Origin of the sequence: Craurococcus roseus, assembly GCF_039523795.1 — a bacterium.
Lineage (GTDB): Bacteria > Pseudomonadota > Alphaproteobacteria > Acetobacterales > Acetobacteraceae > Craurococcus > Craurococcus roseus.
Genome location: NZ_BAAAFZ010000064.1, coordinates 25,930 through 42,027 on the forward strand (window position 1 = coordinate 25,930; position 16,098 = coordinate 42,027).

Annotated in this window: 16 protein-coding genes and 1 tRNA gene; 7 read left to right on the forward strand and 10 right to left on the reverse strand. The window is 70.9% G+C overall.

Going from position 1 to position 16,098, the window contains the following annotated elements; translation table 11 throughout:
• Positions 1–19: 19 nt before the first annotated feature.
• Positions 20–1,627 (reverse strand): DHA2 family efflux MFS transporter permease subunit, encoded by a 1,608-nt coding sequence (locus ABD067_RS20055; RefSeq protein ID WP_343897162.1) that lies wholly within the window; start codon positions 1,625–1,627, stop codon positions 20–22.
• A complete protein-coding gene (locus tag ABD067_RS20060) occupies positions 1,624–2,778 on the reverse strand; it encodes an HlyD family secretion protein (protein WP_343897163.1) in 1,155 nt (384 codons plus the stop codon). Before ABD067_RS20060 ends, ABD067_RS20055 begins: the two co-directional genes overlap by 4 nt.
• A 126-nt stretch (positions 2,779–2,904) precedes the next feature.
• On the opposite strand from ABD067_RS20060, the gene ABD067_RS20065 reads away from it, so the two are divergent.
• Positions 2,905–3,579 (forward strand): TetR/AcrR family transcriptional regulator, encoded by a 675-nt coding sequence (locus ABD067_RS20065; protein WP_343897164.1) that lies wholly within the window; start codon positions 2,905–2,907, stop codon positions 3,577–3,579.
• An 84-nt stretch (positions 3,580–3,663) separates the two neighbouring features.
• Here the strand turns inward: ABD067_RS20065 and ABD067_RS20070 are convergent, their stop codons facing one another.
• The 3 genes from ABD067_RS20070 to ABD067_RS20080 form a co-directional block, all read right to left on the reverse strand.
• Positions 3,664–4,233 carry a GNAT family N-acetyltransferase gene (locus ABD067_RS20070; protein ID WP_343897165.1) on the reverse strand — a complete coding sequence of 190 codons (570 nt, stop codon included), beginning with the start codon at positions 4,231–4,233 and terminating at the stop codon, positions 3,664–3,666.
• A 257-nt stretch (positions 4,234–4,490) separates the two neighbouring features.
• Positions 4,491–5,066: a hypothetical protein gene (locus tag ABD067_RS20075; RefSeq protein WP_343897166.1), complete on the reverse strand. Its 576-nt coding sequence runs from the start codon at positions 5,064–5,066 to the stop codon at positions 4,491–4,493.
• A 67-nt stretch (positions 5,067–5,133) separates the two neighbouring features.
• Positions 5,134–5,946, reverse strand: a complete 813-nt coding sequence (locus ABD067_RS20080) for an aspartate dehydrogenase (protein WP_343897167.1) — start codon at positions 5,944–5,946, stop codon at positions 5,134–5,136.
• A 156-nt stretch (positions 5,947–6,102) separates the two neighbouring features.
• Between ABD067_RS20080 and ABD067_RS20085 the strand changes: the two genes are divergently transcribed.
• Positions 6,103–6,462: a hypothetical protein gene (locus ABD067_RS20085; protein ID WP_343897168.1), complete on the forward strand. Its 360-nt coding sequence runs from the start codon at positions 6,103–6,105 to the stop codon at positions 6,460–6,462.
• A 130-nt stretch (positions 6,463–6,592) separates the two neighbouring features.
• On the opposite strand, the gene ABD067_RS20090 is transcribed toward ABD067_RS20085, so the two are convergent.
• The 3 genes from ABD067_RS20090 to ABD067_RS20100 all read right to left on the reverse strand — a co-directional run bounded on the left by ABD067_RS20090 (position 6,593) and on the right by ABD067_RS20100 (position 8,770).
• Positions 6,593–7,378, reverse strand: a complete 786-nt coding sequence (locus tag ABD067_RS20090) for an SDR family oxidoreductase (protein ID WP_343897169.1) — start codon at positions 7,376–7,378, stop codon at positions 6,593–6,595.
• A 67-nt stretch (positions 7,379–7,445) separates the two neighbouring features.
• A tRNA-His gene (locus ABD067_RS20095) sits at positions 7,446–7,521 on the reverse strand.
• A gap of 46 nt (positions 7,522–7,567) precedes the next feature.
• Complete coding sequence (locus tag ABD067_RS20100) at positions 7,568–8,770, reverse strand: aminotransferase (protein ID WP_343897170.1); 1,203 nt, start codon at positions 8,768–8,770, stop codon at positions 7,568–7,570.
• A 283-nt stretch (positions 8,771–9,053) separates the two neighbouring features.
• Between ABD067_RS20100 and ABD067_RS20105 the strand changes: the two genes are divergently transcribed.
• The 5 genes from ABD067_RS20105 to ABD067_RS20125 all read left to right on the forward strand — a co-directional run bounded on the left by ABD067_RS20105 (position 9,054) and on the right by ABD067_RS20125 (position 14,426).
• Positions 9,054–9,392, forward strand: a complete 339-nt coding sequence (locus ABD067_RS20105; RefSeq protein ID WP_343897171.1) for a P-II family nitrogen regulator — start codon at positions 9,054–9,056, stop codon at positions 9,390–9,392.
• Between the two features lie 105 nt (positions 9,393–9,497).
• Positions 9,498–10,922, forward strand: a complete 1,425-nt coding sequence (glnA, locus tag ABD067_RS20110; protein ID WP_343897172.1) for a type I glutamate--ammonia ligase — start codon at positions 9,498–9,500, stop codon at positions 10,920–10,922.
• Positions 10,923–11,372: 450 nt separating this feature from the next.
• On the forward strand, positions 11,373–11,957 hold the full coding sequence (locus ABD067_RS20115; protein ID WP_343897173.1) for a TadE/TadG family type IV pilus assembly protein: 585 nt from the start codon (positions 11,373–11,375) through the stop codon (positions 11,955–11,957).
• Entirely contained in the window at positions 11,926–12,540 is a 615-nt protein-coding gene (locus ABD067_RS20120) for a TadE/TadG family type IV pilus assembly protein (RefSeq protein ID WP_343897174.1), read from the forward strand. Before ABD067_RS20115 ends, ABD067_RS20120 begins: the two co-directional genes overlap by 32 nt.
• Positions 12,537–14,426 carry a pilus assembly protein TadG-related protein gene (locus ABD067_RS20125; RefSeq protein WP_343897175.1) on the forward strand — a complete coding sequence of 630 codons (1,890 nt, stop codon included), beginning with the start codon at positions 12,537–12,539 and terminating at the stop codon, positions 14,424–14,426. Before ABD067_RS20120 ends, ABD067_RS20125 begins: the two co-directional genes overlap by 4 nt.
• A gap of 15 nt (positions 14,427–14,441) precedes the next feature.
• Here ABD067_RS20125 and ABD067_RS20130 read toward each other — a convergent pair whose 3' ends face one another.
• Complete coding sequence (locus ABD067_RS20130; RefSeq protein ID WP_343897176.1) at positions 14,442–14,942, reverse strand: RNA pyrophosphohydrolase; 501 nt, start codon at positions 14,940–14,942, stop codon at positions 14,442–14,444.
• Positions 14,939–16,098 (reverse strand): divergent polysaccharide deacetylase family protein (locus ABD067_RS20135; protein WP_343897177.1); only part of this gene is annotated, 1,160 nt, incomplete at its 5' end. The genes ABD067_RS20135 and ABD067_RS20130, both read right to left, overlap by 4 nt.

Genomic DNA, 16,098 nt, shown 5'->3' on the forward strand with positions numbered 1-16,098 from the left:
GCCGCGGCGCGGCGGGCTTTCAATGCCCTCCGTCGCCCTCGGCTCGCGGCTTGGCCAGCAGGAGCACCAGCGGCGTCGCCAGCAGGAACAGCGCCGCCATCACCAGCAGCACGTCGTTGTAGGCCAGCACCAGGGCTTCCCGCTGCACGGTTGCGCGCACGCGCGCCAGCGCCGCGAGGTCGGCGTTCTCGCCGAGGCGCGCCGCCAGGACGTCCGCCATCCGCCGCAGGGCGGCCGGGGCTTCCGGGCGGTTGGAGGCGACGGATTCGGACAGATGCAGGCGGTGGGCGGCGCCGCGGTCCGTCACCACGGTGTTGATCAGCGCGAGGCCGAAGGCGCCGCCGAGGTTGCGCATCAGGCTGTAGAGGCCGGAGGCGTTCTTCAGCACCGCCGGCGCCAGGGTGCCGAGCGCGACGTTCGTCACCGGCACCATGACGAACATCATGCCGAAGCCGCGCAGCGCCAGCGGGAACCACAGTTCGGCGAAGGCGGATTGGTTGGTGAGGTTCGCCGTCAGCCACAGGGCGGCGCCGGTGGAGGCCATGCCGAAGGCGAGCAGCATCCGCAGGTCCACCGACCGCGACAGCCGCCCGACCACGGGCGCGGCGAGGAACATGCCAAGGCCGGTGACGAACATCGTCTCGCCGATCTGCAAGCTGTCGTAGCCGCGAACCCGGCCGAGGAAGAGGGGAACCAAGTAAACCGAGCCGTAGAGGCCGATGCCGAGGATGAAGCCGAAGAGGCTGCCGATGGCGAAGTTGCGGTCGGCGTAGGCGCGCAGCTCCACGATCGGCTGCGGCGCGGTGAAGGCGCGCCAAAAGAAGCCGATGCCGGCGGCGGCGCAGACCGCGGCGAACAGGGCTACGGTGCCGTCCTCCAGCCACTGCCAGCGCGGCCCCTCCTCCAGCACGTATTCCAGGCTGCCGAGGAAGAGGGCCATGAAGCCGAGGCCCCACCAGTCGAAGCGGCGGGCGAGCGAGGGGTCGCCGCGGTCGATGTCGAGGGTGTTCCAGACCACCGCCGCGATGGCCAACCCCACCGGCACGTTCACCAGGAACAGCCAGTGCCAGGAGAGCGCGTCGGTGATCAGGCCGCCCACCGTGGGGCCGACGGTCGGCGCCAGGGTCGCGGTGAGGCCGATCAGCACCGCCGCCTTGGCCCGCGCGGCGCCGGGGAAGAGCAGGAACGCGGTGGCGAAGACGGTCGGGATCATCGCTCCGCCGAGGAAGCCTTGCAGCGCCCGGAACAGGATCATCAGGGGCAAGGAGGTGGCGAAGGCGCAGGCGAGCGAGAAGGCGGTGAAGCCGAGCGCGGAGATGGTGAACAGCACCCGCGTGGACAGCATCCGCGACAGGAAGCCCGAGAGCGGGATCGCGACGACTTCGGCGATCAGGTAGCTGGTCTGGACCCAGCTCGCCTCGTCCGGGCTGGCGGCGAGGCCCGCCTGGATGTCGGCGATGCTGGCCGAGACGATCTGGATGTCCAGGATCGCCATGAACATGCCGACCACCATCGCCATGAAGCCGGCGAGGCGCCGGCCGCCGATGGCCATGAGGCCGGCGGCGCCGGGGTTCGTGGCGCCCGGCGGCGCCGCGTCCGCGGGGATCGCCGAGGCCGCCGCGCTCACCGCGCCAGGCCGATCGCCGCAGCGGCGGCGCCGATGGGGCCGCGCGGCGCCGTCGGGTCGTCGCGCGTGTCCACCGTGGCGACCGCCGACAGGCCGGGGCGGAGCGCCGGCACCTTCTCCGGCCGGTCCAGCGCGATCCGCACCGGCACGCGCTGGACGATGCGGGTGAAGTTGCCGGTGGCGTTCTCCGGCGGCAGCAGGCTGAACAGGGAGCCGGTGGCGGGCGAGAGCGTTTCCACCCGCCCGGTCAGCTCCTCGCCCGAGACGTCGAGCACCACCCGCGCCGGCTGGCCGGGGCGCATGCGGGCGAGCTGGGTTTCCTTGAAGTTGGCCACCACCCACTGCCGCGCCGGCGGCGGCGCCACGGCGATGAGCGTCTGCCCGGGCCGCACGTGCTGGCCGACCTGGGCCGAGCGGTTGCCGACCACGCCGTCGAAGGGCGCGCGGACCACGGTGTAGGAGAGCTGGTTCTCCGCGAGCGCCAGGGCGGCGGAAGCGCCGTCGCGGCGCGCGAGGGCGGCTTGGCCTTGAGCCTCCAGGACCGGCAGGGACGCGCGGGCGGCGCTCAGGTTGGCCTCGGCCGCGGCGAGCGCGGCTTCGGCCTTGCCGCGGTCGGCCACGCCGTTCTCGGCCCTTTCGCGGCTGCCGTAGCCCTTCTCCGCCAGGGTGGCGGAGCGGGTGGAGCCGGCGACGGCGCGCACCCGCTCGGCCTCGGCCTGCCCGAGGGCGGCTTCCGCGGCGGCGATCGCGGCGCGTTGCTGCGCCGCCTGCGCGTCCAGCGCCGCCAGCGCGGCCTCGGCTTCGGCGAGCGCCGCGGCGGTGCCGTCGCGGCGGGCGCGCCAGTCCTGGTCCTCCAGGCGGATCAATGGCTGCCCGGCCGACACCGCCTGGTTGTCCGCGACCAGGAGTTCGGCCACGTCGCCCTCGATCCGCGACCCGAGCGGGGCGATGTCGCCGGCCAGGTAGGCGTTGTCGCTGCTCACGTCGAAGCGTCCCACCTGCCACCACCAGCCGCCGCCCGCGACGGCGGCCGCGAGGGCGCCCAGGGCCAGGAAGGGCCGGGCGCGGCGCAGGCGCGAGCGGGGCGCCGCCGCCACGGAAGCTTCGGTGGCGAGGAACGTGTCGGAGCGGATGGGGGTCTGGGCGTTCATTGCGACTGAACCGTTCAGTTCAGTAGCATAACTGCTCTCTTTTTCGTGTGCTGTCAAGGCCGGGTTGTACTAAACAGTTCAGTTGAAACCTCCGGTGATCCCTCGGAGGAGCCAGGACCGACCCTCATGCTCGACGCCGCAGTCGCCGTTCCGCCGCCACCGCCCGACGAGGCCATCCGCGGCCCCAAAGCCCGCGCCATCCTGGACGCGGCGGGTGAGTTGTTCCTGGGGCAAGGCTTCGCCGCCGTGAGCATGGACGCCGTGGCCCGCCAGGCCGGTGCGTCCAAAGCGACGCTCTATGCGCACTTCCCGAGCAAGGACGCGCTCTTCGCGGCGATGGTGGCGGAGCGGTGCGACCGCATGGCCGCGGAGGCGGCGGCGCTCGCGGGCCACGGGGACGACGGGCCGGAGGCCGCCCTGCGCCGCTTGTGCAGGACCGTGCTCGCCTTCCTGGTCGCGCCCGCCACCCTGGCCATCCAACGCATCGTGCAGGCGGAGGCGGGCCGGGTGCCGAGGCTGGCGGAGGCGTTCTTCGCCGCCGGCCCGGCCGCCGGACGCGACCGGCTCGCCGGGTGGATAGCGGAAGAGCAGCGGTCGGGGCGGCTGCGCGCCGACGCGGACCCATTCGAGGCGGCCGGGCACCTCGGCGCCTTGCTGCGCGGCGACCTTTGGCTGCGCGCCGGCCTCGGCGTGCCGCCGGCGCCGGACGTGGACGCGGTGGACCGGGCGGCGGCGGCGGCGGCTTCGGTGTTCCTGCGCGCCTACGGGGTGCCGGGGGAAGCGTCCGCCAGGGCCAATTGAGGTGGGATCATAGGGTGTTGCAGGCCCAACCCACAGCGGCAACCGCATCGGAGGGGAACCGCCGCCTGGGGCGGGAAGCCGACGTCACCAGAAGGGCCTGCTTCTTCGCCCTGACTTCTCCCAATCCTCGCGGCCGAGCGCCCACTCCACCTCTTGCCATCCTCGCGCCTGCATCCACTCCGGACCCGCACGGCGCGCGACGATCCTGGCGCCGAACCACCGGGCGAGCTTCTCCACGCGGTTGTTGCCGCTCGAGGTGTCGCCGATGATCGTGTCGAGCCCGAGGGTTCCGAAGCCGTACTCCAGCAATGCGGCCGCCGCATCCAGCGCGAGCCGGAAACGGCCCCACTCGGAGGGCGCCAGTTCGATGCCGAGAGCGGCGACGTTGTCGGTCGATTTGCGGAGCCCGGCGCACCCGCAAAGCAGGGCGTTCCGCCGGTCGAATATGCCGAACTGGAAGTTGGACCGAGGCTCGTCTCCCTGCCAAGCCAGGAACAGGTCGAATAGGTTCTCGGCTCTCCGCGCGTCATCGGGCTCGAAATCGTAGAGATGGAGGTAGCGCGGGTCATGCTGGTAGGAGATGAACGCGCTCCGGTCCGCTTCCTGGAAATCACGCAGCAGGAAACGGGGCAAGTCGATGAGCACAGGCCGCATGCCGCGGAGCTAGCAAGCTCGACAGAATGTCCGCAACGGGCGAATCCGGCGGCGTGGGCGAAGGCCTGTCCTGGCGACGCCGGCAACCGCGTGCAGGTCCGCAACACGCTCCGAACGTCACGGAGACGGTTGTCCGCGACGTCCGACGCCCCGGAAGTCGTTGGCCGCGGTCGGCTCTAGGGCTTGTTGGCCCCTGAACTTCTTGGAACTGGAGCCGCCGTGTCGCCGGTCGAAGGCACGGCGGCTCGTTTCACGCGTTATTTCGCCGCATCCCGTTGTGAATGCACCGGGAGCATCAGGTGCTCGTATGGCGTGCCTGGAAACATGACGTACGCCTGCGAAGGGTCGGGGTCCAAGGTCCTCGGGTAGATGCTCGCCATCTCCCGCGCCGCCGTGCCGACGATCATGACGTGCGGACCGGTCTGAACCCAGTGGCTCTTGTCGGTCGCGTGGGCGTCGTGATTGCTGGTCCCCGTGTCGCCCGCCAGCATGTAGATGAACCCGGTCTTGTTGGGCGGAGCCGCCTTCGCGCCGACCGCCATCATCCATTCCATGCCGTTCGCGTCGGCGCACACCGGCGTGCCGTCGGGGTTCACGCGGCAGGTGAACCCGTTGGAGCCGTTCTGTAGGGTTTTGGTGCTGCCGTCAGCCTGCATCATGACGATCGTCGCCGCGTTCACAATGGACGCCGGGGCCGCGGTCTTCGCCTTGGCGATGTATTCCGGCTCGGACTTGGGAACCTCCGAAGTTGGGAATTGAGCAGACGCGGTGGTGGCGAAGGCTACGGTGACTAGGCTAAGCGCGAACCAAGTAGGTGTCTGGTGACGTTTCATGGCTCACCTCCTGCAAGGCTCGACCGGCCCGCCCATTATATTCGCGGGCTTCAGGGGCTAACAGGCCTTAGCTCCCCACCTTCAGCGTGCTGGTCAGCCCCCGCAGGCACGCCAGGATTGAGAGCGGCGTGATCAGGCCCGTGCGCGGGTTCGCCTCGCTCGGCACGTTCTCGATGGTCATCGTGAGGCGCGCCGCCGCGGCTTCGACGCGGATGGTGTGGGTGTTGCGCGTCACGCCCGGGTCGGCCCAGATCTCGACGCGCGTGCGCTCCGGCCCGATCCCGGCCAGCGCCAGCGCGGCGGCGACGTTGACGTTGGCGGGGAAGCCGCGCGCCGCGTCGAAGGCGTTGCCGGCGAAGACGCGCGTGGCCTCCCGCACGCCGGACACGTCGATGCCGTTCTCTTCGAGGTAGGGCGCGCCGGCCAGGCCGCGCGGGGGCTTGCGCGTCTCGATGGAGACGCTCTCCACCTCGCCCTCCGCCGTGGCGCGCACCGCGTCGAGGCCGAGCAGGGCGCCGGTCGGCACCACGATGCGCGCGCCGGTCTGCCGCGCGCGTTCCACCAGATGCATCCGCGGCAGCAGCGCGCCGACGGAAGCGGGGACGAAGACACGGCCCCGCGCGATGGCGGCTTCGGCGATCTCCTCGAACACCGCGGCCGGCGCCGCCTCCACCACCACGTCGGCGCGCTCCGCCAGTTCGCGCAACGGGACCAAGGCCGGCGGGGAACGGAAGGCCGAGACCAGGCGCTCCGCCTTTGCTTGGTCGCGGGCGGCCACGGCGGCGAGCGAGAGCCCCTCCACGCCGGCGTCGAGGGCGCGGGCGAGGTGCGCGCCTATGGCGCCGAGCCCGCCGATCGCCACCGTCAGCACACGCGGCATCCGCCCCTCCCCCGACACATTTCGCCTGCAGGTTGGCACGTGCGCCGGGGACACGGAAGGCGGGCCAGCGGATCGGCTTCGGAACCATCCGCCCCACCCTGCATTATTGCAATGACTGGGACACTGTTTCCGGAACCCAGTGAAGGAGAACGCTTCATGGACAAGAGGATCGTGCTGAAGGGCGTTGCCGCCGCGGCGCTGCTCGTGACCGTCGCCGCCTGCGAGAGCCGCACGCGCGACGGCACCGCGAGCAACCCGCCCAGCACCGCGACGCAGCGCGCCTACGACAGCGCGACGGGCAGCCCGCGCACCCCGGCCGACGGCCGCGCCGGCAACCCGACCGGCACCGCCGCCGAGCGCGCCCTCGACCGCGCCGCCGGCACCAACGTCTCCGGCGCCTACCCGGCGCAGCGGGACGGCACGCGCGAGAACCCGCCCGGCACCGCCGCCACCCGCGCCTACGACCGCGCGACCGGCTCCAACACCACCGGCGCCTACCCGGGCCAGCGCCGCTAGACCCGTTTCAGCCTGACTGTGGTCAGGCCGAACCGCGTCCAGGGTTTGCTGGACCGGCGATTCACGCCCTGGGTGCTCCCACCCAGGGCGACGGCGGTCTAAGCGGCGGCCGGCCGCGGCCCGGCGGTGGTCACACCACCGGGCTGCGGCCCCCGTCCACGTTGATGGCGGTGCCCGTGACGTAGCCGCCGTACTGGCTGCACAGGTAGAGCGCGAGGCCCGCGAACTCCTCCGGCTTGCCGAGGCGCCCGACGGGCACCGGCTTGCCCATTTCTTCCTTCCATTCGTCCCAGGTGATGTTGCGCTTGTCCGTGGCGTGGCGGCGGACCCACTGGTCGCTCTCGATCACGCCGACCAGCAGCGCGTTCACCAGCACGTTGTCCTTGGCGCCCTCGTTGGCGAGCACCTTGGTCAGCGCCATGCCCGCGGCGCGCGACACGGCCGTTGGCGCGCCCTCCCCCGGCGGCGCCTTGGCGCCGATGTTGAGCACGTTGATGACCCGCCCCCAGCGGCGCGCCCGCATCCCCGGCATCGCCAGGCGGCAGAGGCGGATGGCGGCGAAGAGCTTCAGGTCCAGGTCCGATTGCCACAGCGCGTCCGTGATCTCGGCGAAGGGCCCGCGCTGGCTGGTGCCGGCGTTGTTGACCAGGATGTCCACCCGCCCGAACGCCGCTTCCGCCTCACGGAAGGCGCGCTCGCACCCTTCGGCGGTGGAGACGTCGGCGGCGATCGCGGCCACTTCGGCGCCGGGCGCGGTGGCCCGCAGTTCCGCTTCCGCCTTCGCCAAAGCTTCCGCCCCTCGGGCGACCAAAGCCACCTTGCCGCCCGCGCCGGCGAAGGCGCGGCCCATCGCCAAGCCCAAGCCCTTGGACCCTCCGGTTATCAGCGCGGCGCGGCCCTCGACGGATAGCTGCATGAATCGGCGTCCCCCTTTGAACGGTTTCGGGGGCGATCCTGCCGCCGGGTTCATCAGGGGGAAAGGGTGGGGCGACCTACGGGGCTCGAACCCGTGACATTCGGCACCACAAGCCGACGCTCTACCAACTGAGCTAAGGCCGCCACACGACGGCCGCGGTTGGCCCCGCGGCCCGGCCGGGAAATACGACTAGCCGGCCGCCGCCGTCAACATTCGGCCGCTGCGCCGCGCCTCGATCCAGCCGCGCATCCGCCCCAGCGCCGCCCGGAGCACCTCGTCGCCCTTGCAGAAGGCGAAGCGGGCGTAGTGGTTGGGCGCGGTGGCGGGGTCGGCGTAGAAGGCGGTGACGGGGATGGCGGTGACGCCGGCCTCCTCCGTCAGCGCCCGGCAGAAGGCCACGTCGTCGCCCGTGAAGCCGATCGGCCGGAAGTCGGCGGTGACGAAGTAGGAGCCCTGGGTCGGCAGCACGCCGAAGCCGAGTTCGGCCAGCCCGGCCGCGAGCAGGTCGCGCTTGGCCCCCAACGCCTCCGAGATGCCGGCGAAGTAGGCGTCGTCCTTCATCAGCCCGACCGCCACGCCGCGCTGGAGGTTGGGCGGCGTGGTGAAGGTGAGGTTCTGGTGCGCCTTGGCGACGTTGGGCGCCAAGCTGCGGTCGCAGGTGACGTAGCCGACCTTCCAGCCGGTGAGGCTGAAGGTCTTGCCGGCGCTGCCGATCCGCATGCAGCGCTCCCGCATCCCGGGCAGGGTCATCAGGGGGATGTGGCGCCAGCCGTCGAAGGTCAGGTGTTCGTACACCTCGTCGCAGACCGCGTAACAGTCATGCCGGGCGACGAGGTCGGCGAGGAAGGCCAGCTCGGCGGCGGTGAACACCTTGCCGGTCGGGTTCATCGGCGAGTTCAGCAGCACGGCCTTGGTGCGCGGCCCGAAGGCGGCGGCGAGTTCGGCGCGCGGCAGCTCCCACTTCGGCGGCTGGAGGCGGACCAGCTTCGGCACCGCGCCGAGCAGCTTCACCACCGGCAGGTAGGTGTCGTAGAGCGGCTCGATCAGCGCGCACTCGTCGCCCGGGTCCAGCACCGCCATGAGGCAGGCGGTGACGGCCTCCGTGGCGCCGGAGGTGACCACCACCTCGGCGTCCGGGTCGGCCTCGATGCCGTAGAACCGGCGGTTGTGGTGGGCGACCGCCCGGCGCAGCTCGGGGACGCCGGGCATGGGCGGGTACTGGTTGCGGCCGTCGAGCAGGGCGTCCGCCGCGGCGCGCACCACGTCCTCCGGCCCGTCGTGATCCGGGAAGCCCTGGCCGAGGTTGATGGCGCCGTGCTTCTGGGCGAGCGCGCTCATCACCGTGAAGACGGTGGTGCCGATGCCCGAAAGCAGGGTGTTCTGGGGCTTCATTCCGACCGGGCGCTCCGGAAATCGTTACGGCGGTAGCGAACCGGTATAATGGAGGCGCGAGCCGCCCCCGGCAACCGCGGAGAGCGACCGGGCCTGCCGCTTCCGTGCGCAGCCCGCCGCCTGAATGGGCAATCCCTGTCGCGGGCGGGGCTGTTTTCTGCGGGGGCCGGATTGAGGGCCGGCGCGCCGCGTGCGAAACACACGCCGCCGCAACCGCCCCGGCGCACCGGGCGGCGGGCGGCGCAGGACGCGGATCGTCGCGCTGCAGGGCGAAGCGGGACCGATGAAGAAGATCGAGGCCATCATCAAGCCCTTCAAGCTCGACGAGGTGAAGGACGCCCTGCACGAGATCGGGCTCCAGGGCCTCACCGTGGTCGAGGCCAAGGGCTTCGGCCGCCAGAAAGGCCACACGGAGCTGTACCGGGGCGCCGAGTACGTCGTGGACTTCCTGCCCAAGGTGAAGGTCGAGCTGGTGGTCGCCGACGACCTGGTGGACCGCGCCATCGAGGCGATCCAGCAGGCGGCGCGAACGGGGCGCATCGGCGACGGCAAGATCTTCGTCACCGACGTCCACGACGTCATCCGCATCCGCACCGGCGAGCGGGGCGAGGACGCGGTGTAGCAGGGCACGCGCGCGCGCCGGCCGGGGCCGGCGGGAGGAAGGCCCGTCCCGGGCGGGCCCAGTCATGCCCCGGGGCAACCAGAACAGGGACACGGAACAGAAGGCATGGCGCAGGATCAGGGGAACGCGGTCTCCAAGGTCATGGAGATGATCAAGGAGCACAGCGTCGAGTACGTGGACTTCCGCTTCACGGACCCGCGCGGCAAGTGGCAGCACACGGCTCAGCACGTCTCCACGGTGGACGAGGAGATGTTCGCGGACGGCGTCATGTTCGACGGCTCCTCCATCGCCGGCTGGAAGGCGATCAACGAGAGCGACATGATCCTGATGCCGGACGCCGAGTCGGCCTGCATGGACCCCTTCGCGGCCAAGCCGCAGCTCATCCTGTTCTGCGACATCATCGAGCCCTCGACCGGCCAGATGTACTCGCGCGACCCGCGCTCCACCGCCAAGCGCGCCGAGGCCTACCTGAAGAGCACCGGCATCGGCGACACCGCCTTTTTCGGCCCCGAGGCCGAGTTCTTCATCTTCGACAGCGTCAAGTTCGGCGTCGGCGGCAACTACGCCACCTACCAGCTCGAGAGCGTCGAAGGCCCAGGCGCCAACCTCAAGGACTACCCCGAGGGCAACATGGGCCACCGGCCCGTGGTGAAGGGCGGCTACTTCCCCGTGCCCCCGGTGGACAGCGAGCAGGACCTGCGCGCCGAGATGCTCTCCACCATGGGCGAGATGGGCGTGGTCATCGAGAAGCACCACCACGAGGTGGCGCAGTCGCAGCACGAGCTGGGCACCAAGTTCGGCCCGCTGGTGCGGCAGGCCGACCACATGCAGATCTACAAGTACTGCATCCACAACGTGGCCCACAGCTACGGCAAGACCGCGACCTTCATGCCCAAGCCGGTCTACGGCGACAACGGCTCGGGGATGCACGTCCACCAGTCCATCTGGAAGGACGGCAAGCCGCTCTTCGCCGGCAACGGCTACGCCGACCTGAGCGAGTCGGCGCTTTACTACATCGGCGGCATCATCAAGCACGCCAAGGCGCTGAACGCCTTCACCAACCCCTCGACAAACTCCTACAAGCGCCTGATCCCGGGCTTCGAGGCGCCGGTGCTGCTGGCCTACTCGGCCCGCAACCGCTCCGCCTCCTGCCGCATCCCCTACGCGACGAACCCGAAGGCCAAGCGCGTCGAGGTGCGCTTCCCCGACCCGGCGGCGAACCCCTATCTCGCCTTCGCGGCGATGCTGATGGCCGGCCTCGACGGCATCAAGAACCGCATCCACCCCGGCGAGGCGATGGACAAGGACCTCTACGACCTGCCGCCGGAGGAGCTGAAGGGCATCCCGACGGTCTGCGGCTCGCTCCGCGAGGCCCTGCAATCCTTGGAGGCCGACCACGAGTTCCTGCTGGCCGGCGACGTGTTCACCCAGGACCAGATCGAGAGCTACATCGAGCTGAAGTGGGGCGAGGTGTACCGGTTCGAGCACACGCCCCACCCGGTCGAGTTCGAGATGTACTACTCGGTCTGACGTCTCGGCCCGCGATCGTCCCTGGGTGGAGCCGCCCGGGACGTGAGTGGCCGGGCCGACAACCGCTGAGGCCCGCTCCGAACCGCCCGCAGCCGAGCCGGAGCGGACCTAGCGGCGGACGCGACGCGACAATGAGCCCCGCCGGCTGCTGCCGGCGGGGTTTTCCCGTCCCGGGCGGGACGCTGGGATCTCGCGCGGTTGCTGCGGCGTGGCCTACGCCGGCGCGCCGAGGCGCTTGTACGTGAACCGGCACTTAACTTAAGGTTGATAAACCAGACAGGGAACCGCTTCGGCAGCCCGCCCAACACTTTTGTTGCAATTGCAGTTCGTTCCGTCTACTTTTCGTTGATTGGAAAACGACGGGTGGGCTGCATGTGGTTCACTGGAAGGGCGAAGGCACACGCCATCACCCCCGGCCGGCCCCCGCCGCCCGGCCGGGCGGCGGGCCGTATGGCCATCGCGCCGCCGCGACGGGTCCGGCGCGCCGCCATGCGTGCGCTGCGCTGCAAGCGCGGCGTCTACACCCTCGAATTCGCCGGGGTGGCCTCCGTCCTCATGGTGCTTGTGTTCGGCGGCCTGGAGATGGTGTGGCACGGCCTCACCTCGGTCGCGGTCGAGAACGCCCTGCTGCAAGCGACCCGCGCCGCTTCGTTGGGCTGTCGGCAATCCGACGGGACGCGGGCCGGGCAGGCCGGCATGAACGAGATCATGAAAGCCGCCCGCATAGGCGGTGGCGCCGACGCCGCCGGCATCGGCGGCCTCCTCAGCGGCAGCAGCCTCGCCCTGAGCGCGCTCTCCTTCAACAGCTTGGCAGCCGCGAATGCCGACGCCGCGCAGAACGGCACGCGAACTGGCAGTGCCAGCGGCACCGGCGCCGGCGGCCAGATCGTGGAATACAAGCTGACCTACGACCCGCCCTTGATATTCATCCCCAAACAGTTCCGCCCCCGCACGACCTACGCCCACGGCGGCACCATCACCATCAAAAACGAACCCTTCAGCAATGGCGGCACCGGTGCGCAACGTTGCTCGTGACCGCCGCGGCGTGGCCGCGCTCGAGTTCGCCATCGTCCTGCCGGTCCTGTTGCTGCTGCTCGTCGGGTTCCTGGACGTGGCCTACCTCGCGCGCGGCTACCTCCGCGCGCAAACCGCGGCGACGCAGGTCGGCCAGATCATCTCCCAATGCACGTCGGTTTCCAGCGCCGACGACGCCGTGATCGCCAAATTCGCCGAACGCACGCTCGGACCTTTCCGGAAGCCCGGGAAGCAATGGGCGGTCGTCGTCACGGCCATCGGCGTCAACGCCGCGAACCAGCCCGAGCGGTGGTGGGTGATGGACAACCGCGGCACGAACGCCGGCGCCTTCGCCACGGACGGCATCAGCCTGCCGGCCAACTTCGCCCTCAGGGCAGGCGAGGCGATGTTCCGCACCGAGGTGTTCATCCAACTCGACTCCATGCTCTTCAGCAAGGCCAACAGCCTGCTCGTGGAAAAGATCGGGCTCAGCAAGATCAACTCGATCACCACCGTGACCAGCTCGCTGCTGCACACGAGCCGCGCGCCGGACACGAGCAAGCTGAAGACGAAGACGTCAGCAACGGGAGCTTGCCTATCATGACGAAGCTCGTACCAACCGCGACGAAGCGCGCCGTGGACAAGCGCGGGTCGGTCCCGATGTTCGTCTGCGCCTTGATACCGGCCATAGCCTTCATGGGCGCCTTCACCGTGCGGGCCGCCAACAACTGGGTCGTCCAGGCGCGCCTGCAATCGGCCCTCGACGCCGGCGCCCTCGCCGCGGCGCGCGACATCAACCGCCTTCAGCACGGGACCGCGGCGGAGAAGCAGGCGGCCCTGGACCGGATCAAGGCCCTCGTCGCGGGCATCTACAACGACAGCTCGGGCAATTCCACCACGTTGAGCGCGAGCAACGTCTCTGTCAGCGTGAACGGCGACAAGGTGAACCTGTCGGGGTCGGTGGACACGACCAAACCGGCGACCGGCGGGTCGATGACCATCGTCAAGACCTCGGGCGCCACCAGGAGCAACAGCGGCCTCGAAATGGCGCTGGTCTTCGACATCACGCTGTCCATGACGGCCACGGACGCCGGCGGCGGCAAGACCCGCATCGACGCCGCGCGCGACGCGGCCAGGCTTCTCCTCGAGATCCTTTACGACGACTTGCCGAAGAACAAGGACGGTACGCCCAACGCGGACAACAAGAAGTACCTGGAGAACCTGTTCATCTCCGTCGTCCCTTTTGCCACGGCGGTGAACTACGGCAAGCAAAACGAGGAAGCCTTCCTCGGCGCCACCCGAACCGGCGAAGTCTATGGCAGGTCCTGGTCGGGCACGGACACAAACTGGGGCGGCTGCGTCGAGATGCGGGACATATCCCTGCTCGACGCGGCCCCAACGGGCGGCGCCAGGCTCAATCGGTTCTTCGCCCCCAGCAGCTACGACGCCACGAAGAAGTACGTCGCCGGTCGGCCGACGAACGACACGAACTTCGCTTGCAGGCTCGAAGCCGCTTACCAAGACGCTTGGTACCTCGCGGACACCAAGCGGCGCACCCCGGCCAGCTACCACAACGTGTGCATGGGCCACAACGACTGGACGGCGCCGGAGGCCGTGTTCAGCCAAAAGCAGAACACCTTGCTGAAGAGGATGGTGAACTGGTCGTCCCACGTGTCGGCCGGCATAGATCCTTGGGCGGTGGCGCACGGGCCCAACATGATGTGCCCGACCGAGTCCACGCACCGGGTCTTGCCGCTCACGCGGGACCGCGCCACGGTCGAAGCGCGCATCGCCAACATGACGTTGAAAAAGCTTCCCTTCAGCGCCGGCACGAACATCGCGCCGGGGCTCCAAGCCGGATGGTTCACCTTGAGCCAGCACTGGCGCAAGCAGGACGTCGTGGGCGGCTTCCCCGGGTGGAAGAGCGAGGAGCCGGTGACCACGACGGACACGCGCCCGGACCTCCCGGCGCTGCCGTTGGATTACCACCTGCCGAACAGGCAGAAAGTTCTGATCCTCCTGACCGACGGCGACAACGACTGGTTCAGTGCGCGCGACTTCCAGACCGACGACTCGGGCACGAGCAACGTGAATGAGAGCTTGCAGCTGGTCCGGCCCGAGAGCGTCAGCAGCCGGCCTGAGGGGTTCTACGGCTCCTACGGCTACATCCGCGACCAACTGGGCGCTACCACGCTGTCGGCGGCCGAGACCGCCATCAACGCCAGGACCTTGGAGCTGTGCCAGAAGATCAGGACCAGAAAGCCCAAGGTAAAGGCGACGGATCCGGAGGGGCCCGAGCAGATCACCGTCTACACTATCCGTTTCGGCCCCTCCGAGGGCAGCACCGCTGCGGTGCAGATGATGACGAACTGCGCCAGCAAGAACAGCAAAGGCGAGGCGCTGTACTACCACGCGCCCAACGAGACCAAGCTGCGGGAGGTCTTCACCGCGATCGGCGGCGAGCTGTCGAAACTGCGGCTCTCGCAGTAGCGCCCCGCGGCGCCCTCAAGGCGCCGCGAACCGCGCGAACTCTCGCGCCAGCGCCTCGTAGATCGGCCGCTTGAACCCCACCGCGAGCGCCGGCAGCTCCTCCAGCCGCGCCCAGCGCCAAGCGTCGAACTCCGGGTGCGGGTCGAGGTCCAGCCGGATGTCGGAGTCCTCGCCCAAGAAGCGCAGCGCGAACCAGCGCTGCCGCTGCCCGCGGTAGCGCCCGCCCAGCGCCCGGCCCAGCAACTCCGGCGGCAGGTCGTAGGAGAGCCACTCGGGGTGCTCCGCCAGGATGGCGGCCTTGGCGGTGCCGACCTCCTCCTCCAGTTCGCGGAACACCGCCACCCGCGGGTCTTCGCCCGGGTCCATGCCCCCTTGCGGCAACTGCCACCCGCCCGCCGCGCCTTCGGCGTTCGGCAGGTCGGCCCGGCGGGCCACCAGCACCAAGCCGCCGCGGCTGAACAGCACCGCGCCGACGTTGTCGCGGTAAGGCAGCCCCGTGCCGCCGGGCGCGCTCACTGCGCGGCCCGCGCCCGCGGCGCCGCCGGCTGCGCCGAGGCCTCATCGGCCGACGGGCGCCGGATCATGGCCGAGACCGGCGCCAGCGCCAGCCCCCGCTCCTCCACGCCGCCGGCCCAGGCCGCGATGCGGTCCACCAGCACCGGCGAGGCCTCGCCGGCGTAGCCCAGCGCGCCCGCCGTGCCACGCTCGCGCGCCAGGCGCTCCAGCGCTTCCAGCTTGCGCTCGATTTCGCCGCGCGTCGCCGGCTCGTCCACCACGATGTCCACCGACCGGCCCCAGGCCCGCTCGGGCGGCCGGGCGCCGGGGCGCGGGTCCACGTAGAGCAGCCCGCGCGCGCGCAGCGCCTCCTGCACCGGGTGGAGGATTTCCGGGAACTCGGCGAAGCGCTCGCCCCGCATCGGCCCCAGCGCGCCGACCGCGCCGACGTAGCCGCCGAAGCGCGACAGCGCCCATTCGAGGCGGTCGCGGTTCTCGGCCGGCGACAGGCGGGTCAGCAAGGCGCGGTTGCCGGCGTTGTTGAGCGTCGGGTGCCCCGCGGGCTCCAGCGGCAGCGCCACCAGCATCTCGCCGCCCTTGGCCCGCACCTGCTCCAGCAGGAAGTCGACGCGCGCCGCGTAGGGGCTGAAGGCCAGCGTCACGGCGGGCGGGAGGCGGCGGATCGCCTCCTCCGTCACCGCCGCGTTCGCGCCGAGCCCGCCCACCACCAGCCCGACCCGCGGTCGGGTGTCGGCGCGGTCGAAGGGGTGGCCGTAGGCGCGGATCGGCGTGCGGCCGTCGGGGCCGACGCGCGGCAACGGCCCGTGCGGCCCCGCTTCCTGCAACGCCGGCTCCACCGCGCCGCCAGGCGAGCGTCCCCCCGTTCCCGTCCTGGGCGCGGGCGGCGCGGCGGCCGGAAGAGGCCCGGCCGCTGCTTCCGCCGGCGGCGACTCGGGCGCCGCGCCCACGGCGGGCGGCGCCGGTTCGGCGGGAAAGACGGCCGCCGCGGCGGCGTGACGCTCAGGCTGCGGCGGGCCGAGCCAGGTGAGCACCCCGGCCGTCCCGCCCGCCGCGCCGGCGGCGCAGCGCCAGAAGGCGCCCAACGCGGCCCAGCCCCGCAGCGGCCAAGCGTCGGCGAAGCGCGACGCCGCGGCCCGCACCCGGCCGACCACCGCCC